22 protein-coding genes are annotated in these 24540 nt (G+C 65.2%); 11 read left to right on the top strand and 11 right to left on the bottom strand.

Going from position 1 to position 24540, the window contains the following annotated elements:
* Positions 1-2: 2 nt before the first annotated feature.
* The 7 genes from ACIPK7_RS06490 to ACIPK7_RS06520 form a co-directional block, all read right to left on the bottom strand.
* Positions 3-1325 (bottom strand): hypothetical protein, encoded by a 1323-nt coding sequence (locus ACIPK7_RS06490; RefSeq protein ID WP_401086569.1) that lies wholly within the window; start codon positions 1323-1325, stop codon positions 3-5.
* Positions 1322-2896, bottom strand: a complete 1575-nt coding sequence (locus ACIPK7_RS06495; protein WP_401086576.1) for a VWA domain-containing protein — start codon at positions 2894-2896, stop codon at positions 1322-1324. Before ACIPK7_RS06495 ends, ACIPK7_RS06490 begins: the two co-directional genes overlap by 4 nt.
* Complete coding sequence (locus tag ACIPK7_RS06500; protein ID WP_401086579.1) at positions 2896-3903, bottom strand: VWA domain-containing protein; 1008 nt, start codon at positions 3901-3903, stop codon at positions 2896-2898. The genes ACIPK7_RS06495 and ACIPK7_RS06500 overlap by 1 nt, the downstream gene beginning before the upstream one ends.
* Entirely contained in the window at positions 3890-4387 is a 498-nt protein-coding gene (locus tag ACIPK7_RS06505) for a DUF4381 domain-containing protein (protein ID WP_192431163.1), read from the bottom strand. Before ACIPK7_RS06505 ends, ACIPK7_RS06500 begins: the two co-directional genes overlap by 14 nt.
* Positions 4384-5325 (bottom strand): DUF58 domain-containing protein, encoded by a 942-nt coding sequence (locus ACIPK7_RS06510; protein ID WP_401086582.1) that lies wholly within the window; start codon positions 5323-5325, stop codon positions 4384-4386. Before ACIPK7_RS06510 ends, ACIPK7_RS06505 begins: the two co-directional genes overlap by 4 nt.
* A gap of 11 nt (positions 5326-5336) precedes the next feature.
* Positions 5337-6317, bottom strand: a complete 981-nt coding sequence (locus tag ACIPK7_RS06515) for an AAA family ATPase (RefSeq protein WP_401086585.1) — start codon at positions 6315-6317, stop codon at positions 5337-5339.
* Positions 6318-6532: 215 nt separating this feature from the next.
* On the bottom strand, positions 6533-7480 hold the full coding sequence (locus ACIPK7_RS06520) for an AraC family transcriptional regulator ligand-binding domain-containing protein (RefSeq protein ID WP_192431160.1): 948 nt from the start codon (positions 7478-7480) through the stop codon (positions 6533-6535).
* A gap of 90 nt (positions 7481-7570) precedes the next feature.
* On the opposite strand from ACIPK7_RS06520, the gene ACIPK7_RS06525 reads away from it, so the two are divergent.
* Positions 7571-8425, top strand: a complete 855-nt coding sequence (locus tag ACIPK7_RS06525; protein WP_192431159.1) for a sterol desaturase family protein — start codon at positions 7571-7573, stop codon at positions 8423-8425.
* Positions 8422-9018 carry an NADPH-dependent FMN reductase gene (locus ACIPK7_RS06530; RefSeq protein ID WP_192431158.1) on the top strand — a complete coding sequence of 199 codons (597 nt, stop codon included), beginning with the start codon at positions 8422-8424 and terminating at the stop codon, positions 9016-9018. Before ACIPK7_RS06525 ends, ACIPK7_RS06530 begins: the two co-directional genes overlap by 4 nt.
* A 129-nt stretch (positions 9019-9147) precedes the next feature.
* Here ACIPK7_RS06530 and ACIPK7_RS06535 read toward each other — a convergent pair whose 3' ends face one another.
* Genes ACIPK7_RS06535 through ACIPK7_RS06545 form a run of 3 tightly spaced genes read right to left on the bottom strand, consistent with a single transcriptional unit; the run spans position 9148 to position 12742 of the window.
* Positions 9148-10059: a LysR substrate-binding domain-containing protein gene (locus tag ACIPK7_RS06535; protein WP_401086590.1), complete on the bottom strand. Its 912-nt coding sequence runs from the start codon at positions 10057-10059 to the stop codon at positions 9148-9150.
* Between the two features lie 5 nt (positions 10060-10064).
* Positions 10065-12278 (bottom strand): molybdopterin cofactor-binding domain-containing protein, encoded by a 2214-nt coding sequence (locus tag ACIPK7_RS06540; protein WP_401086592.1) that lies wholly within the window; start codon positions 12276-12278, stop codon positions 10065-10067.
* On the bottom strand, positions 12278-12742 hold the full coding sequence (locus ACIPK7_RS06545; RefSeq protein ID WP_401086595.1) for a (2Fe-2S)-binding protein: 465 nt from the start codon (positions 12740-12742) through the stop codon (positions 12278-12280). The genes ACIPK7_RS06540 and ACIPK7_RS06545 overlap by 1 nt, the downstream gene beginning before the upstream one ends.
* 118 nt (positions 12743-12860) lie before the next feature.
* Between ACIPK7_RS06545 and ACIPK7_RS06550 the strand changes: the two genes are divergently transcribed.
* The 9 genes from ACIPK7_RS06550 (at position 12861) to ACIPK7_RS06590 (ending at position 22879) form a co-directional block, all read left to right on the top strand.
* The gene (locus ACIPK7_RS06550) at positions 12861-13751 is read left to right on the top strand and encodes a LysR substrate-binding domain-containing protein (RefSeq protein ID WP_401086598.1); all 891 of its coding nucleotides are present in this window, start codon (positions 12861-12863) and stop codon (positions 13749-13751) included.
* Positions 13752-14016: 265 nt separating this feature from the next.
* The gene (locus tag ACIPK7_RS06555) at positions 14017-14946 is read left to right on the top strand and encodes an amidohydrolase family protein (protein WP_401086601.1); all 930 of its coding nucleotides are present in this window, start codon (positions 14017-14019) and stop codon (positions 14944-14946) included.
* Between the two features lie 4 nt (positions 14947-14950).
* Entirely contained in the window at positions 14951-15856 is a 906-nt protein-coding gene (locus ACIPK7_RS06560) for an amidohydrolase family protein (RefSeq protein ID WP_401086604.1), read from the top strand.
* Positions 15857-15972: 116 nt separating this feature from the next.
* Positions 15973-17358, top strand: a complete 1386-nt coding sequence (locus ACIPK7_RS06565; RefSeq protein WP_401086607.1) for a UbiD family decarboxylase — start codon at positions 15973-15975, stop codon at positions 17356-17358.
* Positions 17355-17966 (top strand): UbiX family flavin prenyltransferase, encoded by a 612-nt coding sequence (locus ACIPK7_RS06570; protein ID WP_401086610.1) that lies wholly within the window; start codon positions 17355-17357, stop codon positions 17964-17966. Before ACIPK7_RS06565 ends, ACIPK7_RS06570 begins: the two co-directional genes overlap by 4 nt.
* Positions 17963-19009: a CobW family GTP-binding protein gene (locus ACIPK7_RS06575; RefSeq protein ID WP_401086613.1), complete on the top strand. Its 1047-nt coding sequence runs from the start codon at positions 17963-17965 to the stop codon at positions 19007-19009. The genes ACIPK7_RS06570 and ACIPK7_RS06575 overlap by 4 nt, the downstream gene beginning before the upstream one ends.
* Positions 19010-19100: 91 nt before the next feature.
* A complete protein-coding gene (locus ACIPK7_RS06580) occupies positions 19101-20456 on the top strand; it encodes a nucleobase:cation symporter-2 family protein (protein WP_401086616.1) in 1356 nt (451 codons plus the stop codon).
* Positions 20457-20468: 12 nt separating this feature from the next.
* Positions 20469-21857, top strand: coding sequence for an amidohydrolase family protein (locus tag ACIPK7_RS06585; protein ID WP_401086619.1), 1389 nt, complete (start codon positions 20469-20471; stop codon positions 21855-21857).
* Between the two features lie 164 nt (positions 21858-22021).
* On the top strand, positions 22022-22879 hold the full coding sequence (locus ACIPK7_RS06590) for a hypothetical protein (RefSeq protein WP_192431146.1): 858 nt from the start codon (positions 22022-22024) through the stop codon (positions 22877-22879).
* A gap of 105 nt (positions 22880-22984) precedes the next feature.
* On the opposite strand, the gene ACIPK7_RS06595 is transcribed toward ACIPK7_RS06590, so the two are convergent.
* Entirely contained in the window at positions 22985-24505 is a 1521-nt protein-coding gene (locus ACIPK7_RS06595; RefSeq protein WP_401086622.1) for an amidase, read from the bottom strand.
* Between the last annotated feature and the right edge of the window lie 35 nt (positions 24506-24540).

Below are 24540 nucleotides of genomic sequence, written 5' to 3' on the forward strand. Positions count from 1 at the left end.
GATCACGGATTCAAAGGTTTGAGGGCATGGGCCGGCAAGCTCGTCGGCTCGCTCGTGCCCAGCTCCCGGCGGATGTCCGGCAAGGCCTGGATCAGTTGCCCCGGCTCCGCGCCGGGCTGCGCGCCCGGGCGCCCATAACGGCCCCTGAGAAACGCTAGCAAAGGATTGACGGATTTGACGGAGCGTTCAGGAATCGCTGCACTCATTTCACGACAACCGTTCGTCCGACGAAGCCACAGATACAGCGCCCCCACCTGTGGCGGGTCGCCATCGAGCTGCTGGCGGACCTGTCGCCAAGCGTATGCAGGCGACTCCCACCAGGCCTGGCGGCGGCGTTCGACAGCGCCCAGCACGGCTACCCGCAACGGCCCACCCCAGGTGCGCAGCACATAGGCAAACGCCGCCAGTAGCACCAGCGCGACGGCCAGTGCCAGCCAATGGCTGGCGATACGTACCTGCGCCCGGCGGCCCAGTTCGCGCAGATCGTCACTGATCGAGAAAGGCGCTTCATAGACAGCCGACCCGTTGGCCGACAGCTTCAATGCGGGGGCGGAGGCCGAATGTTCTTCGCCGCTGTCCGCCGACCACCAGGGCAACTCGATCGCAGGAAGCTGGAAGTCGCTGGCGCGGGTGACCACATAGGTCACCGCGTCCATTCGTTCGCCGCCCAGCACTCCGCCACGCCCATCGCTCAGGGGCTGCACGGTCGGCGCTTGCAGATAGCGGCGCAGGCCGTCGACCTCGGTGAATGCCGGTGCGGGAATCAGCATCGCCTGTGCGCCCTCGGCGCGGACATGCACCTTGCGCGTCACGCTGTCGCCCACGCGCAGCGGTTCATGGGACTTCGTGAGTTCCTGGCTGATGGTCACCCGGCTCGCCACCAGGCGCTGCGCCGATTCGCTACCTGCGCCGGCGGGCTGGCGTGCCGTGAAGTGCAGCGCCTGGCTGTGCACCTGCACCGGACCACTGCCCTGCCCCGGCTGCACCTGAATATCCAGCGGCGGGATAGCGAAAGCGCGCGCCGACTGTGGAGTGATCTGGTAATGGAAGCGCAGACCAAAGAAGGTCTTGCCGCCGATCTTCTCGGTGAGGTGCGTGGCTTCGCTGGCCGGCTCGGAGACCACCGTGCCGGCCAGCTTGAGCGGCGGCAACTTCGGTGGCTGGCTGAACCAGGTGTCCACCAGCAGGTCGACCTGTAGGTTGAGCGTGCCGCCCACCATCACCGAATCCCCCGGCAACAGTTGGGCGCGGACCTTTACCTCGGGTTCTGCGGCGAAGCCGAGCAACGGCAGGCACAGCAGCAGGGTTGCCAACACGCGCGTCATGAGCCCGCCCCCGCCGCCGCGTCCTGCAGCATGAACTTGCGGCGCAGGAACTGTGCCGGCGAGGTGCTCAGGTTGTTCAGCCACTGCTCGTCCGACTCGGCCGCGCCTTTCTTGAGCACCACGTTCTTGCCCTTGTCAGCCGTATTGTCGAAAACCTCCTGGTCGGGCTTCTCGTCGGGTGGCCCGGCCTCCTGCTGGTCCTCACGATCCTTCTGCAAGGCAAGCGCCAATGCCAGGTTCGCCGTGGCCTGCGGGAACACCGCCTGACGCGCCAGCGCCTGGCGATAAGCGCCGATGGCCTGGTCGAACTTCGACAGGCGCACGTAGGTGTTGCCCAGGTAGAAGTACGCCTGCGCCGTGTCCAGCCGGGCGAAGCTGGCCAGCGCCAGCGGGTAGTCCGCCGCATGGTAAGCGGCCAGGCCTTTCCAGAAAGGATCACGGAACCGCGCCGCCGCCTGCGGGTAGTGCCCGTGCTCGAACGCCCAGCGCCCCTGCTGATCGGCAGTGAAGAAGGCATCGGCGAGCACGCCGGCGCGCGCCGGCTGCGGCAGTCCGCCCAGGCTGGCGGCGAGCAGCAGCGCGCTCAGCCAGTGCACCTTCCAGCCCTTGCGTACACTCAACAGCACGAGCAGCAGCAAGGGCCAGCACAACCAGTAGCCGGCGTCCTTCCAGTGTAGTTGCCGCTCATCACCCTGGGCAGCCTGGAAATGCTGCTGGGCGTGCAGTTCGATCCAGTCCAGGTCGTCGTCGTTGAGGGTCAGGCTGCCCAGCGGTGCGTCCGCGGCGTCCGCCAGGCCCTTCAGTCCTTCAGCGTCGAAAGTGGCGAGCAAGGGACGGCCCGCGGAGTCCTGCTGGCCACCGGCGAGCAGGCCGCCATCCTGGCTGCCGACTGCCAGCACCAACACCTGCAGATCGCTCCCGCGCAGCGCCTTGTCGATGGCGTCGAACTGTTGCTTGTCGGCGCCATCGGTCAGCAACACCAGCGTGCCCGGCGACTGCTCGGCGGCCAGCAGTTGCACGGCCTTCTCGATGGCGCCCAGCGCATCCTTGCCTTCGCTCTGGATCAGGCCGGGCGAAAGCGCCTGCAGGAAACTATCGAGCAGCGCCGCGTCCTGGGTCGCGGGCAGCACCAAGTGCGCGCTGCCGGCATAGGCGATCAGCGCCGTGGAACTGCCCGGCCGGCGAGCGATGAGGTCGTGCAACTTATGCTTGGCCGCCTCGATGCGTGAAGGCGGGACATCATTGGCGGCCATCGAGGGCGACAGGTCCAGCGCCAGGATCAGCGGCGCGCGGTTCGCCATGAAGGCCGGGCGATCCTGCTCCCAGGTCGGACCGGAAGCGGCCACGCCGCCAACCACCAGCAGCGCACCCAGCAGCTGCACCGGTCGCACGCGGTGCTGGTCGACCGGCGTGATCACCAGGTGCTGCAGCAGGTGGGGCGCGATGATCCCGTCGAGGCGACGCGCCAGGTCGTGGCGGCGACTCCAGAGCAGCGGCAGGAGGATGCCCGGCAGCAGAAGCAGCAGCCATACCGGGCGGAGGAAATGGAAAGCGCTGAGATCGATATCCATCAGCCCTCCGTTTCCTGGCCGACCTGCGCCGCACGCGGAACGGCCAGCCGCCCGGCAATGGCCGCCAGCACATGCGCCACCAGCAGCAACAGCAAGGCAGCGCCCAGCGGCAGCCAGAACAGGTCGCGCTTGGGTTGGTGGCTGAGGGTTTTCACCTGGTGCGGGGTGATCTGGTCCAGCGTCGCGTAGACTTCCTGCAACGCCTCGCGGTCGCCCGCGCGGAAGAACCGTCCGCCGGTGGTATGGGCGATATCGCGCAGGGTCTGCAGGTCCACCTTCGACTCGCCGCTGGCCTCGGGGTCGCCGATGCCGATGGTGTGCACCACCACACCGCGCTCGTGAGCCATGGCCGCGGCGTGGCTCGGCGTGATGGCACTACCGGTGTCGTTGCCGTCGGTGAGCAGGATCAGCACCTTCTGCTGCTCCGGCGCCTTTTCCAGCAGCTTCAGGGTCAGCCCGATGGCATCGCCCAGGGCGGTGTTGGGCCCGGCCATGCCTATGCCCACTTCGTCCAGCAGCATCAGCAGGCTGACGTGGTCCTGGGTCGGCGGCGATTGCGCGAAAGCGCCGGTGCCGAAGACGATCAAGCCGATGCGGTCATCCTTGCGCTGGCCGATGAAGTCGCGCACCACGCCCTTGACGATGCTCAGACGATCCACGCGATTGCCTGTGGCATCTCGGTAGTCGCTGGTTTCCATGGATTGCGAGATGTCGATGGCCAGCATCAGGTCGCGGATCGGCTGCACGCGCTGGATGGGCTTCTCCACCAGCACCGGGCGCGCACAGGCGAGCAGCACCAGTGCCCAGACCAGCAGGTTGAGCGGCAACTGCCAGCGCCCGCCAGCGGCGCCGCCACGGCTCGGCTCCTGGCCCGCCGCGTGGCTCATGGCGGCGAAGAACGGCACCCGCAGGGCGCTGCGCGACTCGCGGTAGGCCGGCAGGTAGCGCCAGGCGAGCCAGGGTAAGAGCAGCAGGAGTAGCAACCAGGGGTAGTCAAGCTGCCACATGGTGCACCTCGATCCATTGCCGGCAGGTCGACAGGAGGGATTGCACCTCCTGCTCGTCCATATTCGCAACCCTGGAGTCAGGTGCGTATGCCAGCAGCGTCAGTTGCCGCTGCAGATCGGCCGGCAGCGCCGTCGGGCTGCGTGCCAGCAGAAAGGCCTGCCAGTCGACGCCACCCAGAGGCGCCGAAGCCGCACCATCGGGCATCGACAGCGCGACACGCTTGACCAGAATCGGCAACTGGCGCAGCGCGGCCAATCGATGGGACGGCTCTCTGATGGCCGCACCGAGTTCATCGAGCAGGGCCAGCGCCTCGCGCCGGTAGCGATCACGCTGCCATTTCCGGTAACGCGAGAACCCCCAGGCTGCCAGGATCAGCAGCAGCACGATGGTGAGCCAGACCCAGGCCCAGGTCTGCGGCCAGTAGCTGACCAGCGGAGCCGGCGGCGCCAGCTCCTGGAGTTGATCGATGCTGGGAACGCTCATCGCGCCAGGCGCCCGAGTTCGCCGCGCAGCTGCTCCAGGGCGTCGCGGCCGCTGCTGAACATCATCAGCGGCACCTGGCTGCGGCGCAGCAGCGTCGCGACATCCTTGAGCCGCCCGGAAAGAAACTCACCCAGCGGCCGGTGCACCTGGCGCCGGCCCACCTCCAGTTCGACCTGCAGCTCGCCCTGGGTAACCGTCACCCGTCCCTTATCAGGCAGCTTGATGGCGATGGGATCGAAGACCTGCAGGGCCAGCACATCGTTGTGCGCGCTCAATTGCCGCAGCAGTTGCAGCGTCTGCTCAGTGACACCGGCGAAGTCGCTGATGATCACCACCAGGCTGTCGTGGCCGGCCACGCCCAGAGACTGACGCAGTACGCGGTCCAGTTGCCCCGGTGAGTCCTCGTCACTGCGCGTGGCATGCAGTGCATGATTGTGCCGGACGATGGACGCGCACAGCACCTCCACCCTCGACCGGCTGCGCAGGGGGCGGATGTACTCGATGTTGCGGTCGCCGAACACCAGGCCGCCGACTCGGTCGCCGGCCTGCAGCGCCATCCAGCCACCCAGCGCGGCCAGCTCGGCGGCGAGCACCGACTTGAAGCTGCGCCGGGAGCCGAAATACATGCTCATGCGCTGGTCCACCAGCAGCAGGGTCGGCCGGTCGCGCTCCTCGGTGTAGCTGCGCACGAAGGGCTTGCCGTAGCGCAGCGAGGCACGCCAATCCAGGTGGCGCAGGTCGTCGCCGGGGTTGTACTGGCGCAACTCGTCGAAGCTCAGCCCACGCCCGCGCAGGCGCGCCGCATGGCTGCCAGAAAGGATGCTGGAAAGCGGTTGCCGCGACAGAAAGCTCAGCCCGCGCACGCGATGCTCCAGCAGCATCAGCTGCGGCAGCGAGGCATAGACAAAACCATCGGCAACCGGCTGCGATTCGGCCATGGAAACCCTCCTCAGGCCGGGATCGCCACTTTGTCGAGCAGACGGTCGATCACCTGATCGGCCGCCACGCCATCGGCAACGGCGTCATAGGACAGCAGCAGGCGATGGCGCAACACCGGGTGCACCACGGCACGCACGTCATCGGGAGTGACGTAGTCGTTGCCCGCCATCCAGGCGTGGGCGCGCGACACTCGGTCCAGGCTGATACCGCCGCGCGGGCTGGCGCCGACCTTCAGCCAGCGCGCCAGGTCGGCGTCGTAGTCGGCGGGACGCCGCGTGGCATTGATCAAGTCGATGAGGTAGCGGTCGATGGCCTCTGACACATACACGTCGCCGACTTCCTTGCGGGCGGCGAACACGGCTTCCTGCGCGAGCGGCGTGATGGCCTCGGGCGCCGCGCCGGACTGCTGGCTGCGCTCCTCGGCGCGCACCAGCTGCAATACGCGGGATTCGTCCTCGACCCGTGGATAGTCGATCAGCAGTTTCATCAGGAAGCGGTCCATCTGCGCCTCGGGCAGCGGGTAGGTGCCCTCCTGCTCAATGGGGTTCTGCGTCGCCAGCACCATGAACAGCCCCGGCATGCGGTGGGTCTGCCCGGCCACGGTGATCTGGCGCTCCTCCATGGCTTCGAGCAACGCCGCCTGGACCTTGGCCGGCGCGCGGTTGATCTCGTCGGCGAGGATGACGTTGCCGAACAGCGGCCCCGGCTGGAATTTCAGCTGGTTGCCCTGCTCCGTCTGCTGGAGGATTTCCGCCCCGGTGATGTCCGAGGGCAACAGGTCGGGAGTGAACTGCACGCGGCTCATCCGCGCATCGAGATGTCTGGACAGCGCCTTGACGGTGCGGGTCTTGGCCAGGCCGGGGAGACTTTCCAGAAGCACATGACCATTGGCCAGGAGCCCCAGCAGGATATGCCGGACGGTTTCTTCCTGACCCAGTACCTGCGCCGATACGGCGGCTTCCAGACTTGCAATCTGCTCACGCGTGGACACGGTCTGTTCCTTGTTCCGTCGATTCGGATTCCTTGCCGATGGCGTGCCAGAGCTGCTCTCCCGACACACTGCCGTGCCAGCGCTTGCGGAGTAACTGTAGCAACTGTGAAACGCCGCGCCATGGTGGCACCTGTCGTGAAATGAGCAGGCGCGCGTAACGGAGGCCTACCCAACCGAGGGCTGAATCCGGACCGGCTTAGTTCACCCGGAGCAGGTCAACCGGCCTCGCGCCAACGACGGCGGGCGTGCTGGTAGGCGTCCTGGTCGCCGTAGCCCAGGCGTGTAGCGATTTCGCCGGCAGTCAGCCCCTGCAACTCGAAGTGCTGCTCCAGCTCGCCACGAACCAGATCCAGCAACTGGCGGAAGCTCAGCCCCTGCTCTTCCAGCCGCCGGCGCAAGGTCCGAGCGCTCTGGTGCAAGGCCGCGGCTTGCTCCTCCAGGCCCGGCACCCGCCCCTCGGCGAGGGCCCGGCGCATGTTCCGCGCCAGCTTCCCCGCCCAGCCACTGAGTTGCCGCTGGCGCCCCAGACGACGATCCAGCTCCTGGCAGATGATCTCGAGCATACCGGCGTGACGACCCACCAGCGGCCTGGCGAGATCCTCTTTCGCGTAGTACAGGCGATTGCCGCGACTGGCAAATTCCACCGGTACGCCGAATGCCTCGGCATACTGTGCGTGATAGGCAGGGCGCGGATGGCTGAACTCCACGCGCGACGGTTTGATCACGCAGCCGGTAGCCTCGCGCATCACGGTGAGGCTCATGACGAAATAGTGCTCGACGGTGAAACGGGCGAGATCCACCGGGGCATCGATCATCACCTCCACCCCGGCACCCTGGTCGTCCTCGACGTAATCGAGCGTGTCCATGTCCGACGCCAGCCGCCCGTATCGCGCCCAGAGCTGCAGGGCCTCGCCAACAGTGGCGCAGTAGCCGGCGGAGATCGCCAGGATGTGGCGGTCCTGCGCCGTGAACTGCCCGAACAGGTGCAATCCGATGGCGGGGTCATGCTGCTGCGCCTCGGCCAGCAGCTCTTCCAGGGCAACCATGCTGTAGTCGCCCTCGCGATGCCGGCGCATGCCCAGCAGGTAACGCTCCAGTACCTGCCCCAGCGAGCCGCGATGGTAACGCTGAGGATTGGCCACTTCTCGGGGATTTCTGTCCATTTCACGCCTGACGCGGGCCGAGCCCTTGTTTTCTTATTGTGCTTGCTGCGCCCCGAGGGGCAACCAAGAAGCTAACAAGAAGAGAGTGCCATGAACTCTGAACTGCTCGCCAATAATCCAACCCCCGTGGTGGTCGCCATTTTCGTTGCCTTCATCCTGCTGGAAATGGCCTGCGCCCGCTTCCGTCAGCCCGCCTCCCGGCGCCGCGATGCCATGGTGGAAATCTTCGGCTCGGGCATCCTGCTGCTGATCACCTTCCCGCTGATCCTGTTCACCACCAATCACCTGCTGGGCCACTTCGCCCCGCAATGGCAGGGCCAACTGGCGGACCTGCCGTGGTACGCCGCCCTCGGACTGTTCCTGGTGCTCGACGACATGACCCAGTACTGGTGGCACCGCCTGACCCACCGCGTCCCCTTCCTCTACGCCCTGCACCGCGCGCACCATTCGGCGCCGTACATGAGCATCCGCATCGTCTATCGCAACAACAGCTTCTACTACCTGCTGATGCCCGGCATCTGGCTGACCAGCGCGCTGGTCTACCTCGGGCTGGCCAACTTCTATTACGGCTACCTGATCGTGAAGATGCTGGTGATCTTCGGCGCGCACAGCAGCGTCGCCTGGGACGACAAGCTCTATCGCATCCGCGCACTGCGCCCGCTGATGTGGCTGCTGGAGCGGACCATCTCCACGCCCTCCACCCATTCGGCGCACCACGGCCTGAACGCAGAGGACGGCGTGACGAACTACAAGGGCAACTTCGGCAACCTGCTGTTCTTCTGGGACGTGCTGTTCGGCACCGCGAAGATCACCCGCCGCCGTCCCCCGGCCTATGGCATCGAGGACATGCATCCGGTGAGCTGGCAACAGGAAGTGTTCTGGCCGCTGGTGCGTAATGCCCAGCCACAGTCGCAAACAAAAGAAGTACCGGAGATCGCCCGATGAACCTGAACGTCACCCTGATCGCCGGCTCCAGCCAGGCATCCAGCCAATCCTCCAAGGTGGCCCGCTACCTGGCTGCGCGCCTGCAGGCGCTGGAAATCTGCAGCACTGCCAACATCGTCGACCTCGGCCGAACTCCGCTGCCGCTGTGGCCGGCATCGATCGAAGACCAGGCCTGGGTGGAGCAGACCGGGCAACTGCAGCGCGCCGATGCTCTGGTGGTGATATCCCCCGAATGGCACGGCATGGCCTGCCCGGCGCTGAAGAACCTGTTCCTCTACGCCGGCTACGCCGAACTGGCGCACAAGCCGGCGCTACTGGTGGGCGTATCGGCGGGCCTGGGCGGTTCCTACCCGCTCTCCGAGTTGCGCGCCTCCAGCTACAAGAACTCGCGCATCTGCTACCTGCCCGAGCAACTGGTCATCCGCCAGGTCGACCAGGTCCTGAACGCCTCCGACCCCACCGGTGAAGACGACCTGCGCATCCGCCGCCGGGCCGACTGGGCGCTGCGGGTGCTGGGCGAATATGGCCACAGCATGAAAGGCCTGCGCGAGCGCATCGAGCTGGAGCACAGCGACTTCCACAACGGCATGTAGGGGCTCGGGGAATGTCCGCTCCGGTTCGGTAGCGACCAAAGAACAAGGCGCTGAACCGTGTGGCAACGAACCTGCAACGGTTAAAGAAGGTCACGAGCAAGATCAGCCAGTCGCACTGGGCGGTAACTCCTACGGGTACGATCCTTCGGGTTTGCGTTCATCCTCGCTGACCAGCTCCCGCAATGTATCGAGAAACAGCTTGATCACCGGCGAGTCGTCATCCGCACGATAAGTGGCATACAGAGGCACTTCCGGCAGAGCGGGTACCAGGCGTCGAAATACCAGCCCCGCCGGCGCCATCGGCTCGATGGACGCCGGCAGCAGTGCCACACCGAAACCAGCCCGCACCAGGCTCAGCAAGGTTTGCACCTCGATGACCTGCTGGCGGATCTGGGGGGTGAACCCGGCCTTGATGCAGCACTGAAAGAGGAAGTCGGCAAAGCGCGATTGCTTGAGCTCCAGCGCCACGAAAGGCTCCTGCGCCAGATCCGCCGGCGCCACGCTGTCGCTCCCGGCTAACGGATGGTCGGCCGGCATGACCACGCGGATCGGTTCGTAGAGCAGCAGTTCATTACGCAACTGTGGATCGTCGTAACCGACCCGGAACACGCAGGCATCAATGCGCTTTTCCTTCAACGCCTTGACCTGTGCCGCGGGGGTCATTTCATGCAGGCGCCAGGTCACCTGAGGGTAGCGCTCGCGGAAGAGGTGCAGGGCCCGTGGCAGCACACCGATCATCACCGAACTGATCATGCCGATTTCCAGCTCGCCAACCTGCCCCCGACCGGTCTGGCGAGTCAGGGCCAGCGCGCGCTCCAGCTGTTCGAACACCAGTGGCACCTGCTCCTTGAGCATCTGTCCGGCCGCCGTCAGTTCGACCCGATGGTGGCTGCGTTCGAACAGCGGTGTTCCCAGCTCCTCTTCCAGCAGTCGGATCTGCTGGCTCAGCGGCGGCTGGCAGATGTGCAGCCGCTCGGCAGCCCGGCCGAAGTGCAACTCATCAGCCAGGGCCATGAAGTACCGCAGCAGGCGCAGGTCCATGGCGGCTACCCCAGGGTCAGTGGCGTCGAGCGCTGGCGCACGCCGGTCAGGCTGAACAGGGCATTGGCGATGGCCGGAGCCACCGACGGGCTGCCCAGCTCACCAACGCCGCCGGGCTTGCCCGGCTCGCCGTCCAGCACCAGGATGTCCACGGCCGGCATGTCCGACATGCGGGTCACCCGGTAGTCGTGGAAGTTGCTCTGCACCACCCGCCCCTGCTTGATGTCCATGCGGTCGAACAGCGCGTGGCCGAGGCCCCACATCAGGCCACCATAGATCTGTTCCTCGACGCCTCCTGGCGACACCGCCAGACCGCAATCGACCACGCAGGTGAGCTTGTCGACGCTGATGGCACTGTCCTTTCGGGAAAGCCTGGCGATCACCGCAATGAAGCTGGTGTAACCCTGGTTGGTGGCGACGCCCAATGCCGTTCCTTCTGGCAAAGGCTGGCCCCAGCCGGCGCGCTCAGCGGCCTGTTTGAGCACTGCGACGTGACGGGGCCGTTCGTGCATGTTGGCCAGGCGAAACGCCAGCGGGTCCAGCCCCGCCTCATGGGCCAGTTCGTCCATGAAGCTTTCCACGGCGAACACATTGGGGATGAAGCTCACCGAGCGATACCAGCCGCTGGGCACCCCGCTTTCATGCCGGACCCACGCCAGGTCCAGATTCGCCGGGCGATAGGCGAAATCCCACGCGGTAATGGCTTCGGTGGTGCTGTAGTCCATGTGGTCAGGGCGCTCGAAATAGCCAGGCTCCCACTGCTCCGGCGAGGCCGGCGATACCGCATTGAGCTGCAAGGCGGTCAGTTGCCCCTTGGCGTCCAGAGAGCCCTTGGCGCGGTGCAAGGTGGCCGGGTGCATGAACAGCGCGCGCATTTCGTCTTCGCGGCTGTTCATCAGCTTGACCGGCACCCCGGCCTGTTGCGCCAGATAGGCCACCTCGAACAGCCAGTACTTGGACTCACGCGCGCCGAAACTGCCGCCGGACACCAGCTCGTGGATAGTGACCTTGTCCTTGCCGATCCCGCACACTTTTTCCGCGGCCTCCAGCGCCGACGACGGCACCTGTACCCCGCCCCAGTAGCTGATGGCGTTGTCCGATACCTGCGCGGTGATGCACACCGGCTCCAGCGGGTTCTGCACCTTGTAAGGCATGCGATAGTCAACCTCGAGCAACTTCGCGGCTTTCGGCCATTGCGCCGTGACATCCCCCGCCGCCAGTGCGGTAACCCGTTGTGCGGCCTTGTCGCCAACGGCCGCTGCCTGCGCGGCCGCCAGCTGATCGCTGTCGAAAGCGCCCAGGGGCGAATCGCTCCATTGCACCTGCAACAACTCGCGCCCCTGATGGGCAGCCCAATAGTTGTCGGCAAGGACAGCGACGCCCTCCTGGTTGCCCCCCAGCACATCGGGCCGGCCTGGAATCGCGATGACCTTGCGCACGCCCGGCACCTGCAGCGTCGCGCTGGAGTCGAGCTTCAGTACCCTGGCGCCGATCACCGGCGCGCGCTGGACCACCGCCACCAGCATCTGCGGCAGCGTCACGTCGATGCTGTAGGTGAAGCGCCCGCAGACCTTGGCCGCCGCATCCCGCTTGTGGCGCAACTTGCCGATGTACTTGAACTGCCGCGGATCCGTCAGCGTGACCTTGGCCGGCGCCGGCAGTTGCGCGGCGAGCCCCGCTACCTCACCGTAACCACAGCTGCGCTGACTGGAGGCGTGCAGCACCCGACCATCTTCGGTGGTGCAGCTCTCGGGAGTGACCTTCCACCGCTTGGCAGCCGCCGCGATCAACAGCGCGCGGGCTGTCGCGCCTGCCGTGCGCAAGCGCTCGTACTCCAGCGAAACGCTGGTGCTGCCGCCCGTGGAATAGACCTTCCAGATCGGGTGAATGTAGGCCTCGAAGAATGGATTTTCCGGCGTGATCACCTGCACCGTCATCGGGTTGACGTCCAGCTCTTCCGCCACGCATGCAGCCAGCGCGGTCTGGGTGCCGGTGCCGGAATCGTGCTTGTGCACCACCAGTTTCACCGTGCCGTCGGGCAGTACCCGCACCCAGGCATTGGGCTCGAAATCACCGCCTGGAGCCGGGCCGTTGGCCTGCGTCGCTGCCGCGTCAGAGGGAAGATAGAACGCAATCGCCAGGCCGGAAGCGGCAGTGGCCGCCTGCTTGAGAAAACGCCGGCGCGACGGCTCGACAGTCCCGTCATCGACAAGTCTCATCACGCCTCCTTCGGCGCGGACGCCGCACGCTTGATGGCCTTGTTGATCCGCCCGTAGGTGCCGCAGCGGCACAGGTTGCCGGACATGGCGTTGCGGATCGAGTCATCGGTCACCACCGCCCCGGTGCTGAGCAGCGCGGCGGCGGACATGATCTGGCCGGATTGACAGTAACCGCATTGCGGAACATCTTCGGCAACCCAGGCCAACTGCAGCGGATGCTGCCCATTGGGCGACAAGCCTTCGATGGTGGTGATGCGGTGCCCCGCGACGGCGGCGACCGGCAGCTGGCACGAACGCACCGCGACGCCATCCAGGTGCACGGTACAGGCGCCGCACAGGCCCATGCCGCAACCGAACTTGGTGCCGGTCAGTTTCAGGTGGTCTCGTAACACCCACAACAGCGGCATGGACGGTGACGCCTCTGCCAGCTCGTGTCGTTCGCCGTTTACCGTTAACTCGATCATTGTCAGGCTCCAGGAGAGCGGCCCGTCTTTGCGCGGGCCTGGTGACCGAATAGTGGTAACCCGGGAAAATTCGGGCCAGCAACGATTTCTGCCATCGTGTGTAAGCAGGACTAACAGCATGTACAAGCGATACCCGTCGGTGCAGTCCATGAGTGCTTTCATCCAGGCCGCCCGCAGCGGCAGCTTCTCCAGCGCTGCGCGCAAGCTCGACCTCACCCACAGCGCGATCAGCCAGCAGATCCGCAGCCTCGAAGACTTCGTCGGGCAGGCGCTGTTCGTGCGCGAAGGAGGCGGCAGCAAGTTGACCGACGCCGGCCAGTTGTTCGCCAGCGTCCTGAGCGACGGCCTGGCGCAGATCGACCGGGCGCTGTCATCGGTCAAGAACCGCCGGGTGGCGCAACGACTGACGCTGGATGTGGACAGCGAACTGGCCCAGAGCTGGCTCAATCCACGGCTCCCCGAATTGCTCGATGCGCTGCCCGAGCATGAGGTGGCGCTGCTGTCGATGCCACGCACCGAGCGCGTTTCCTTCGAGCGGGTGGACCTGGCATTGCGCTACGGCTACGGCGACTGGGAGGACTGCGAGATGACGCAGATCTGCGGTGACCGGGTGGTGGCAGTGGCCTCTCCGGCGTTGCTGGAGCGCCATGGTTTGCAGGTCCCGCTCACCCCGGAGCAGGTACTGGAACTGCCGCTGCTGGGGTACACGCGCCGCTCGTGGATTCCATGGCTGGATTCGGTCGGGATGGCGCCGATCGAGCCGGGCGCACGGATGGTCTTCGACAATGCAGCGAACCTCATCGCAGCGGCCGAAGCCGGGGTTGGCGCAGGGTTGGTGCGCGGCCTGCTCGCGGCGGACGCCTTACGCGCAGGGCGTCTGGTGGAACTGAACGAGGCGGAGATTCCAGCACATTACAACCTGTACGCGGTATGGCCGCCAGGACAGGCGGAACGGGTAGCGCCGGTGGTGGAATTGATCAAGCGGATGGCTGCCCGAACGCAGGGCTGAACCCGCCGCGCACAGGCCGGTGGCAGGCGCAACGCCACACCGGCGAACGGCCATATCGAGCACGTATCAACTCCTCGCCCAATTAATATTGTACGAACCTTCCGCCCCCTTCCAATACTGCCCACCAAGCAGCCAGCGTCCCAGAGCGGATGCGACCGGGCGAGGGAATGCGCGAGCCTGTCGCGCATAGAAACGGCCGATTATCCGGGACGTGGTTGCTGCGAACCGCAAGGTTCCCTTCCCCGCTATCAGGAGATCGACTTCAATGATCATCGATATCAGCTGCTATCCAACTGACCAGGTTGACCTGGCCTGGAGGCATGACGGCGACCCGTTCACCGGCGAGCGTCTGCTGGAGATGATGGATGGCCCGTACGTGGTCAACGGCAAACCTCGCCGCATCGACAAAGCCTTCATCCAGCCGCCGCAAGGCAACACCATCTACACCTGGACCGACGGCGAACTCAGCGGTCGCGAATCCATCGACGCCTACATGGCCTACACCCTGAAGATGGTCCAGACCTACCCGGACCGCTTCATCGGCTGCTTCGTCTACAACCCGCGCTGCGGCGTGGAGAACGGCGTCGAAGCGATCGAGCGCTATGTCAGGGAGCATGGTTTCAAGATGGTCCAGATGCAGGCCAACATGCACGCCTATCGCCCCGACCGCGCACTGGACTGGGTGCGCCCGGCCTTCGAGAAGTGCGCCGAGTTGGGCATCCCGGTCAAGCTGCACACCGGCGACGGGCCCTACAGCATCCCATCGGAATGGGTTCCGATGATCAAGGAATTCCCCAACGTCAACTTCATCATGGCCCACTTCGGCGTGCAGACCGGCGGGGTCTATGTGTTCGAGCCGATGCAATGGGCGATGGAACTGCCCAACGTCTACTGCGAGTCGGGCTGGTGCCTGCAATCGCGGATCGTCGAATTCGCCAAGGTCCTGCCGACGCACAAGATCCTCTTCGGCACCGACACTCCGCCGAACGAGCCGGGCATGTGGCTACGCCTGCTGGAAGTGCTCTGCCATGAGCCGCCCCAGGGCCTGAACCTCGACGAGGACACCCTCGAGGAATACCTGGGCAACAACACCGCGCGAATGATCGGGCTTGAGCCGACTCCGCCGCCGCGTTCCGTTTCCGAAGCCGAGGCGCAACTCAAGCGCCCTGTCACGACTCAACTGGCCAGGAGCTGAACCCATGATCATCGATACCCATCTGCACCCCACCAATCTGGTCGATGAGGCCTGGCGCCACACCGGCGAACCCTTCACTGGCGAGCGCATGCTCAAGCTGATGGACGGCCCGTACATGATCAACGGCAAACCGCGCCGCATCGACATGGGCTTCATCCAGCCGCCGCCGGGCAACACCGGCTACCGCGACGGCAACCGCCGGGGCCGCGAGGGCGTGCGCGACTACATGTCCTATGTCGCCGAACTCTGCGTGAAGTACCCGGACCGCTTCATCGGCAACTTCACTTTCAACCCGCGCTGGGGCCCGGAAAACGGTGCGGCGGAGCTGGAATTCCACGTCAAGGAATACGGCTTCAAGATGCTCAAGCTGCACGCCAACATGCACGGTTATCGCCCGGACCGCGCACTCGACTGGCTACGTCCGGCCATGAAGGTCTGCGCCAAGTACAACATCGTGGTGCTGATCCACACCGGCGACGGGCCCTACACCATCCCGACGATGTTCTACCCGATCATCCGCGAGTTCCCGATGGTCAATTTCATCATCGGCCACTTCGGCATTCAGACCGGCGGCAACTACTCGTTCGAGGCGTTCTGGATGGCCATGGACACGCCGAACGTGTACTGCGAGTCCGGCTGGTGCTTCCAGTCACGGATCGTCGAGTTCGCCAAAGACCTGCCACGCCACAAGATCGTGTTCGGCACCGACTCGCCGCCGAACGAGCCGGGCATGTGGCTGCGGGAACTGGAAGTGCTGTGCTCACCGGCACCCCAGGGCCTGGGCATCGACGAGGACCACCTCGAGGACTACCTGGGCAACAACATCGCCCGGCTGTGCGGCATCGAGCCGACACCGCCACCCAGGAACCTGGTCGAGGCAGACGCCCGTCTGAGCAAGACCTACCTGTAACACAGCGGGACTTCCAGGCGCACAGATGAACCGGTGTTCGATCGGGCAGGCCACTGGCCTTTCGATCGAACGTCGCCCTCGGCCCTGCGCGCCTGTTTTTTTCAGGAGGTGAAAGCATGTCCCTCTCCACGCTCGGCGATACCCAGGATTTCCACGATTTCATCGACAGCTATCGCCGGCAGTATCCGGACGATGTGCTCAGCATCGAGTCGCCCCTTTCCGCCGACCAGGACGTCACTGCCCTGGTCGATGCCCTGGCCGCTCAGGGCCGCGACCCGCTGTTGATCTGCAAGAACGTCGGCACGCTCGGCGTGCCGGTGATCACCAACCTGTTCGCCTCCCGGACCCGCATCGCGCGGATCTTCGGCGTTACTCCGGCGCAGCTCCACGAAACCTTCCAGAGCCGCGCCAACCAGCCGATCCCGCCGCGCCATGTGGAAACCGGCCCGGTGCTCGACGAGATATTCGAGGGCGAAGCGCTGGACCTGGCGCTGCTGCCGATGCTCAAGCATTTCGACAGCGACCGCGGGCCGTACATCACCAACGCGATCATCATCGCCGAGGACCCGGTCACCGGCATCGCCAACATGAGCTACCACCGCTCGATGCGCCATGCCCGGCAGACCCTCGCCACCAGTCTGCATTCCCGTGGCCACCTGTGGCGCATGCTGCAAGGCGCCCGCGAGCGCGGCGAAGAACTGCACGTGGCCATGGTGGTCGGCGCACATCCGCTGTTCATGTTGGCCGCCGCCGCCAGGCTGCCGTTTGGCAGCGACGAACGCGCCGTGGCCGGCGGACTGTTCGGCGCACCGCTGGAACTGGTCAGGACCCCGCGCTATGGCATCGGCGTGCCGGCCTATGCCGAGTTCGTGCTGGAAGGAGCGATAGACCCTGCCGGGTATGCCGAGGAAGGCCCGTTCGGCGAGTTCAGCGGCTACTCCTCGGACCGCTCGACCAACAACGTCCTGCGGGTCGATACCCTGATGCGGCGCAAGGACGCCTGGCTGGTGGACGTGGTTGGCGGACGCTATTCCGAGCACCTGACCCTGGCGCGGCTGCCGCGGGAAGCGGAGATGAGCGAGAAGCTCAAGGCGCGCTTCCCCTCCGTCACCGCCGTGCACTACCCCAACTCCGGCACTCACTTCCACTGCTACGTGGCACTGGATCAGAGCCGCGATGGTGAAGCGCGGCAGATCATGCTCGCACTGCTGGGCTGGGACCCGTACCTGAAAACCGTGATCGCGGTGGACGGCGACATCGATATCACCGACGACAGCCAGGTGCTCTGGGCGCTGGCCACGCACTTCCAGCCCCACCAGGACATCTTCGTCGTCGACGGCCTGCCCGGCAGCCCACTGGACCCCTCCTCCTCGGTCAACGGCACCACGTCGCGGATGGGCCTGGATGCCACCCGGGGTTCGGGATTCGACGGCATCAGGGCGCAACTGGACCAGGACGTCGTCGAGCGTGCCCGTGATCTTCTCAAGAGCCTTCAGTCATGAATCGCCAGCGGATGGTGGTCGGCATCAGCGGCGCGTCGGGCTTTATCTACGGCGTGCGGCTGCTGGAATTGCTCGCCGAGCTGGACATCGAAAGCCACCTGGTGATCAGCCGTGCCGCGCTGCTGACCATGGCCCACGAAACCGACTACAAACTGGCGGACGTCACTGCGCTGGCCAGCCACTACCACCGCGCCGACGACGTGGCCGCCGGCATCGCCAGCGGCTCGTTCCGCTGCCTGGGTATGGTAGTCGCACCGTGCTCCATGCGTACCCTGGCGGAAATCGCGACCGGTACCTCCACCGGCCTGATCGGCCGTGCCGCCGACGTCACCCTCAAGGAGCGCCGGACGCTGGTGCTGATGGCCCGGGAAACACCGCTGACCCTGGCCCACCTGCGCAACATGACTGCCGTCACAGAGATGGGCGGCATCATCGCCCCGCCGGTACCGGCCTTCTATGCCCGCCCGCACTCCCTTTCGCAAATGGTCGATCACAGCCTCGGCCGTGTCCTCGACCTGTTCGGCCTCGACGCCGGAACCGCGCTGCGCTGGGGCGAACCCGGCCCGGCGTCCACCGGCCATTTTTCGCAATCGAAGGAGCCCGCATGAACAGCCCACTCCAGCAACCGACTCCGAACCGCAAGATTCCGGTGACCATCCTCACCGGCTTCCTCGGCGCCGGCAAAACCACGCTACTCAACTACATCCTCAAGGAAAACCATGGTCGCAGGATTGCCGTGATCGAAAACGAGTTCGGCGAAGTCGGCATCGACGGCGACCTGGTGCTCAGCTCCGAGACCGAAGAAATCTACGAGATGGTCAACGGCTGCGTGTGCTGCACCGCGGAGGTTCGCGAGGACCTGGTGCGTATCGTCCGCGAGCTGGTGGCGCGCCCCGTGCGGCTCGATCACATCCTCATCGAAACCAGCGGCCTGGCCGACCCGTACCCGGTGGCACAGAGCTTCTTCATCAACGACCCGATTTCCGAGGAAGTGGAACTGGACGCCATCGTGGCCATGGTCGACGCCAAGCACATCACCCAGCACCTGGAGGACCTGCAGCTCGACGGCGCGGACAATCAGGCCGTGGACCAGATCGTCTGTGCCGACCGGATCGTCATCAACAAGATCGATCTGGTCAGCGCTGTCGAGGTGGAGAGCCTGAGCGAAAAGATTCGCGGCCTGAATGCCACGGCGGACCTGGTGACCTCCAGCTATGCGGCGATCGACCTGACGAAGATCCTCGGCGTCGGTGCGTTCGAGTCAACCCAGAAACTGATGGAGATCGGCGCGGACCACGATCACCACGCCGAAGAACATCATCACGACCACGAAGATCTGGAGCATGACCACGATCCCAGTGTGTCCTCCGTCGGCATCGCCGTGGATGGCGCGGTAAACCTGGGCGCCTTCCACCGCTGGATCAGCGAACTGCGCGTCCAGCAGGCTGACAACCTCTACCGCATGAAAGGCGTGCTGGCGGTCAAGGACCAGGATCAGCGCTATGTGCTGCAGGGCGTGCACAGCCTCGTCGAGTTCCGCGCCTCCACCTCATGGGGCACGGAACCACGCTCCAGCAAGATCGTGTTCATCGGCCGCGACCTGGACCGCGCGGCGCTGAACCAGGGATTTGCGGCCTGTCTGGCCGGCTGAGAAAAAGCATCGGCGCCGGTGGATGGCGGCTCCGGGCACGCAGAACGAATACCCCTCTCAACCCAATAAAAACAGCAAGAGGTGATTCCCCATGTCGTCAGCCAGTACCGTCTCCACCGTCCACCCCGTCGACCAGGTATTACCGGTCCGGCAAATGCTCACCCTCGGCCTGCAGCACATGGCCGTCTCGTACATCGGCGCCATCGCAGTGCCGCTGATCGTAGCCAGCGCCTTGAAGATGTCCGAAGCCGATACCGTGGTGCTGATCAGCACCACGCTATTCTGCTCCGGCATCGCCACCCTGCTGCAGACCGTCGGCTTCTGGAAGTTCGGGGTGCGCCTGCCGATCCTCCAGGGCGTGGCGTTCAGCAGCGTCGGCCCGGTCATCGCCATCGGCAGCGACCCGCTGGTTGGGTTTACCGGTGTGTGTGGAGCCGTGATCGGCGCGGGAATCTTCACCCTGCTCGCCGCACCACTCGTGGGCCGATTGCGCCGGTACTTTCCACCGGTGGTCACCGGTTGCATCGTCACGGTGATCGGCCTGCAACTGTTCCCGATCGCCTACGAGTGGATCGGCGGTGGCCGCCACGCCAGTGATTTCGGCGCACCGGCCTATCTTGCCGTCTCCGTGGTGGTACTGGCGACCATCCTGCTGGTCAACCGCTACGGCACGCCAATGCTGCGCAACATGGCGGTGCTGCTCGGCATGCTGGTAGGCGCGGGGCTGGCGTACAGCCTGGGCATGGGTAGCTTCCACAGCGTACAGGAAGCGCCCTGGCTCACCCTGCCCTACCCCTTCCACTTCGGCCTGCCTACCTTCAGCCTGATTCCGATTGCGACCATGGTGGTGGTGATGATCGTGCAGATGGTCGAGTCCATGGGGCTGTTCGTAGCCATCGGCGACATCACCGAAAAACCGGTGGCCGAGAAACAGGTGATCAGCGGGCTGCGAGCCAACGGCCTGGCAAGCACCATTGCCGGAATGTTCGCAGCGTTCCCGTTCATTGCCTTCATGGAGAACGTCGGACTGGTGATTCTCACCGGTGTGCGCAGTCGCTGGGTAGTGGCAATCAGCGGGCTGATGATGTGCTCTGTGGCGCTGGTGCCCAAGGCCGGAGCGATCATCGCGTCGATGCCCACCGCCGCCCTCGGCGGCGCCGGGATCGCCATGTTCGGCGTGGTCGCTGCGGCCGGCATTCAGACCCTGGCCAAGGTCGATTACGAGCGTAATCGCTACAACATCCTGATCGTCGGCTTCACCATCGTCGCCGCCCTGGTGCCGGTGATGGCGCCGGCCCTGTTCAAGCAGTTGCCCGAGTGGTCGCAGCCTTTCCTGCACAGCAGCGTGGTGATCGCCTGCCTGGTGTCGGTGCTGCTCAACGCGGCGCTCAACGGCGTCAGCGCTCCCGACAGTACGGCCAGCAAATCCGCCTCCCACACCCTCTGACTGGAGAAGCCCATGACTCGACTTCAGAACACCCTGATCAAGAACCCGCAGGCGGTGATGACCGGCCTGCACGGGCCACTCGCCCGGGCCGGCCACGTCGACATCCGCATCGTCGACGGCCGCATCGCCGAAATGGCGGAGGGCCTGACGGCTCACCCCGGTGAACGCGTCATCGACGCACGTGGCTCAGTGGTGTACCCGGGCTGGATCAACACGCACCATCACCTGTTCCAGAACCTGCTCAAGGCGGTGCCGGCGGGCATGAACCAGGACCTTCAAGGCTGGCTGGCCAGCGTGCCCTATCCCCGCCTCAACCTCTTCACCCCGAAGCTGGCGCGGATCGCCGCGCGCCTGGGCATGGCCGAGCTGCTTTTGTCCGGGGTGACGACGTGCGCCGATCACCATTACCTCTACCATGCCAACGGCACCACCGAGACCGGCGACCTGCTGTTCGACATGGCCGAAGCATTCGGCATGCGCTTCGTCCTGTGCCGGGGCGGGGCGCTGGAGTCGGCCAGCGCGCATCCGGGCTTCTCGAAAACAGCACTGCAACCGGAGTCACTGGAACAGATGGTCGGCGACATCGAGCGACTCAAATCGATGTACCACCAGGACACCCCGGATGCGATGCGCCGGGTGGTGGTAGCGCCGACCACGCCGACCTTCTCGCTGCCGCCAACCCTGTTGCGCGAGCTGGCCCACTCTGCACGCGGCCTCGGCCTGCGACTGCACACGCACCTTTCGGAGACGCAGAACTACGTCAACTTCTGCCGCGAGAAATACAACTGCCTGCCGGTGGAATTCGTCGCCGAACACGAATGGCTCGGCCCTGACGTATGGTTCGCCCATGCGGTCCATATGCAGCCGGGGGAAATCCGCATGCTCGCGCAAACGGGCACCGGCGTCTCGCACTGCCCGGTGAGCAACGCACGGTTGGGCAGCGGTATCGCACCGGTGCCGCAGATGTACGAGGCCGGGGTGCCAATCTCCCTCGGGGTCGACGGCGTGGCCTCGAACGAGTCCGGCAGCATGGTCGCTGAAGCGCATGCCGCCTGGCTGATCCATCGCGCGGAGCAAGGCGCGGCAGCCACCACGGTCGAAGACGTGATCCATTGGGGAACGGCCGGCGGGGCCAGGGTGCTGGGGCTGGACTCGGTCGGCACACTGCAAATAGGACAGGCAGCTGACCTGGTCATCTACAGCCTGGATCATCCGCGCTTCTTCGGCTTCCACGACACCGCGCTGGCGCCGGTGGCCGCCGGCGAGCCGATCAGCGTGCGCTACAGCATGGTCGGCGGCCGGATGGTGGTCGACGACGGCGTGATTCCAGGGCTGGACCTGGAACGCATGCGCGCCGAAGCCTGGGACGGCGTACGGCAGCTGATACAGGTCGACGACTGATCCACCGGCTGCCTTCAGACCGGCCCTCACTTCCCCACTGGACAACTCGACAGGCGCGGCCAGCCGCGCCGTGCCGGGAGACGCGCGCCCTGCGCAAAAGCCCCACCGGGAAAAGAACCAGGAATCCCCCGTGTCAACGGCGGATGACTCACGGGATACAGAAGATGCAGAAACCTACCTTGCCCGCCTGCCACGCCCTTGCCGTCGGCGTACTGTCCTTGACCGCGGTCGTTGCTGCCCAGGCAGCCGAGTGGAGCGACAGCTCTTTCAGCTACCTGTACGGCACCCGCTTTGCCGAGCCGGGCATCGATGATTCGATCACCAAGAACATCGTCGAATTCACCTATGTCGATGGATATCAGTACGGCGGCAACTTCCTCGACGTACAGGCGCTGTTTTCCGATAGCAAGGACCCGGCTGAAGGCAGCGACGACGGCGCCACAGAATTCTACGTGGTATACCGCCATCAGCTGTCACTCAACAAGATTTCCGACCGGGACTTCAAGTGGGGCCCCGTGCGCGACTGGTCGCTGTCGGCCGGGCTCGACTGGAACACCAAGAACACCGCTTTCGCGCCGGAAAAACGCATGTTCGTCGTCGGCCCGACCCTCAACTTCGACGTGCCGGGCTTCTGGGACCTGAGCCTGATGTACCGCACCGAGAAGAACCACAATGGCCTGCCCTTCGCCCGCGAGCACGATATCCGCTTCGACGATACGTACTATGTGGAAACCGCCTGGGACACCCCGTTCCAGCTCGGCTCGGTATCACTCAAATTCAGGGGTTTCGCCAACTTCGTCCCGCCCAAGGGCAAGGACAGCTTTGGCAACGACACCGTGAGCGAGACGCTGGTACACGCGGCTGTGCTGGTAGACGTGGGCGAGCTGACGTTCGGCAGGAAGAACACGCTCTTCGCCGGGGTGGGTTACGAATACTGGAAGAACAAGTTCGGCAACAACTCCGCCAACACGCCCGGCACCGAGGCCAATACGCCGTTCCTGAACCTGGAATGGCATCTGTGAGAGGCGATGACAGTATTCGGGGGACCGCTTCGGGTCAGCAATTGCCGGAGGCGAGCGCCGACCCGAGGTCGGCGCGGTGACACGGAGCGTCAGATTTCTTCCGGGTTACTGGCGAGTCCGCCAGTCAGTAGTCTGCTCGAACGCATGGGCCGTACGGTAGATATCCGCCTCGGCGAAATGTCGACCGACCAGTTGAAGACCTATCGGGAGACCATCATGACTGGCGCAGGGAATCGACATGGCAGGATGACCGGTAGCGTCGAAGCCACAGGTATTTCCCAGCATCTCGAACGCGCGGGCCAACACTTCAGCCAGCGGTGCGTCCGGGGCCGGCAACGGTGTGGCGCGAACTGGCAGGGTCGGCATCAACAGCAGATCGTAGCTGCTCAACAGGCCGTCATAGTCAGCGCGCAGGCGGCGAGCGAGATTTTGCGCCTTTGCGTAAAAGCGGCCTCGATAGTTTCGATTGGCGTACTCCCCCAGGATGAAGGTCATCTTCACAGTGTCCGGAAGGTCATCGGCGCGATCACGCCAGCGAGCGTGGTGTTCCATCATTCCGGTCAGGTAAAGGCCGCGCCAATTGAAGCCGTGGCTGTTGCCTTTCATCATCTGCTCGGAGGCTCCTTCGGCCGCTATCGCCAGCCAGATCGCCGGCCCCTGGCTGTGAGCAGGCAATGAAACGTCCTCGACCGTGGCACCCAAAGCGCGGAACACATCCGCCGCCTGGCGTACGGCCTCATCTACGAAGGGCTCGGAGTTGGCGTGGGCAAAGCCTTCGCGCAGGACGCCGATGCGCATGCCGACAACACCGCGACCCAGCGCATCCAGATAGCCGCCAGCGGGGGCCAGCGCATTCTGCCTGGGGTCCAGGCCATCCGGACCAGCCAGCACTTCCAGCATAAGGGCATTGTCGCGCACGCTGGCCGTAATCGGCCCCAGGTGGTCCAGTGTCGATTCGATAGGCATCGCGCCGGTATAAGGCACCAGCCCATGCGTGGGCTTCATGCCGTACACGCCGCAGTAGGCCGCCGGGATGCGCACGGACCCACCCTGATCGCTGCCGATGGCCATGTCGACCTCACCCGCGGCGACCAGCGCTGCGGAGCCCGAGGACGAACCGCCCGCCGAATAGCCCTGGCGCCGCGGATTATGTACCGGGCCGCTGGCCGCCGTGTGCGACCCACCGGAGAAGCACAGCGCTTCACAGACAGCCTTGCCGGTGATGGTCGCCCCGGCATCCAGGAGCCGGCTGACCACGGTGGCATCGATCTCCGGGACGTAGCCATCGAGCGTGAAGGTGCCGTTGAGCATGGGCAGGCCGGCCACAGCGACGTTGTCCTTGATCACGACGCGCTTGCCCAGCAGAGGCCCTTCCGCGTTCCCTGGAATGAGCGCCTTGCATTGCCAGGCGCCCAGTCGGTTTTCATCCGCCGAGGGCACGCGCAGGTCCTTGCGGGGATAGCGCACGGGCGGCAGATAGTCAGGGAGACTATCGAGCAGGTCATATGCGTCGAAGTTTGCCTGAAGCAAATCCTGATATTCGTTGAGTTGCGATGGACTGAATGTCATGCCGAGGCTCTTGGCGATCTCGCCAAGCTCAGCGGAATCCGGTCTGCGTATGGCCATGTTGATGTCTCACTCTGCAGAGAAGAAAACGGGGG

Source organism: Pseudomonas sp. NPDC086581 (assembly GCF_044746165.1).
Lineage (GTDB): Bacteria > Pseudomonadota > Gammaproteobacteria > Pseudomonadales > Pseudomonadaceae > Pseudomonas.